Genomic DNA, 1,545 nt, shown 5'->3' with positions numbered 1-1,545 from the left:
GGTCAGTGGATAATGGCGAGACTTCCGCTCTGGAAGATTGCTGGGCCGGCGGCGGAATTTGGTATAATGGTGAGTGTCGACAATCGGTGTCGGGGAGTTCGGGTAGCAGCAGCTATTCCGGTTCCGGATCAGGTGGTTCCTCCTACAGCCCGCCTTCGTCCGGCACCTCTTCATCAGGATCATCCAGTTCCGGATCAGCTTCATTCTCCGGACTGGGCAGCCTTTTTGGCCTGCAGTCGCCGCCTTGTGGGCCGGATAATCCTGGTGCTTGTGATCAGGGGGCCTGTGAAGAACTGGGTGCCGGCTACTGGTGGTATGATGGTTCCTGTCGAGCCGGACAGCAGACCGAGACCTATGGCAACGATGGCAGCAGGATTGCTGAAGCCCCGGTACGCCTGGGTGGGGATGCCGATGACGGTACTATCTCCGCGGGAGAGGGAATGTCGATTAATCTGGATGTTCCCGGCAATGTGAGCACGTACGCCCTGCTGGTTTTCCCCAGCGGTGATTACTTTTTTATCGATAATAATGATCTGATTACCAAACGGGTAGTGTCGGTTACCAGTGGAAAGGTGCCGGTATCGAATAATCTTTGCGCGGATCTGGAAGGGTTCCCGGAGCTTATGGGAGAATGGGGGGTTGCTTTTCTGACCGTACCCGCCAGTGCCGAACCGTTTCAGAGTTTAAATGATATTGTCGATTACATGGATAATGGCGGCGTATATCATTTCGGCAGCTATGGGGTCATGGTTGGTTGCCAAAAAAGGGAAAATTTGTAAATTATGAATCAATCGAATCCCAGACAGGCACCTTTCGGTCCGGAACGTTATGCAGAATTTTTCTAGCCTTGCGTTTCAACGCGGGGATTGACTTTTTTTCCAATCTTGATTCCAAAATTGAAACTGATTCCATATGTGTTAGTTGAGAATTAACTAGATAATTGGCCAACTGGTTTAAAGAAACTCCCTGATATTTTGCTTCTCTATCAAGTCTTCGCTTTAATTCTCTCGGCATTCTTAAAGTTACTACTTGAGTGTCACTCATTTTGACCACCCCATAGTTTATAAAATTGACTTGGTGTTACTAATCTATATTTAAAATCTCCCAGTTCAGGATTCTTGAAATCCTTAATGTTTGAAGTGATTAAATATTCGCTATTACTTGCAAAAGCACACTCAACGAAGATATTGTCTTTCTCATCAGGCAGATTAGGACGCAGTAAAAAATAGATTGAGTGCTTTTGAGAAAGTAATGCGATTAAATCTAAAAAATCTTCCACCTCTTTTTTTGATAGATTTAAATTCTCAAGCGTTTTCTTTCTTGTAAGAACATCATAATATTCAAAATATGTTTGCGTTGAAATGGCTGGTTGCAATTTTTCATCTAAAATTAAATTCAGGATTAAATGAGATGCCCCTTTTTTACTGAATAGTCCCGAATAGATTACGTTTGTATCTACTGTTATAATCATAGTTAAGTGATAGCATATACGAATACAAATGTCAAGATAAAAACAGATATTTTTTCCGGTGATTTTCAAAATTT

General features: G+C 43.4%; 2 protein-coding genes. One reads left to right on the top strand and one right to left on the bottom strand.

What is annotated here, in order from left to right; all coding sequences use genetic code 11:
* Window positions 1–779: hypothetical protein (locus U9P07_12835; GenBank protein ID MEA2110290.1), on the top strand; the 779-nt coding region annotated here is incomplete at its 5' end.
* 257 nt (window positions 780–1,036) lie between these two features.
* On the opposite strand, the gene U9P07_12830 is transcribed toward U9P07_12835, so the two are convergent.
* The coding region (locus U9P07_12830; protein ID MEA2110289.1) for a putative toxin-antitoxin system toxin component, PIN family at window positions 1,037–1,545 on the bottom strand (509 nt) is incomplete at its 5' end.

It is taken from the genome of Pseudomonadota bacterium (assembly GCA_034660915.1).
GTDB lineage: Bacteria > Desulfobacterota > Anaeroferrophillalia > Anaeroferrophillales > Anaeroferrophillaceae > DQWO01.
Note: the sequence above shows the minus strand (reverse complement) of the source record. Positions and strands in the feature narration are given on the sequence as shown.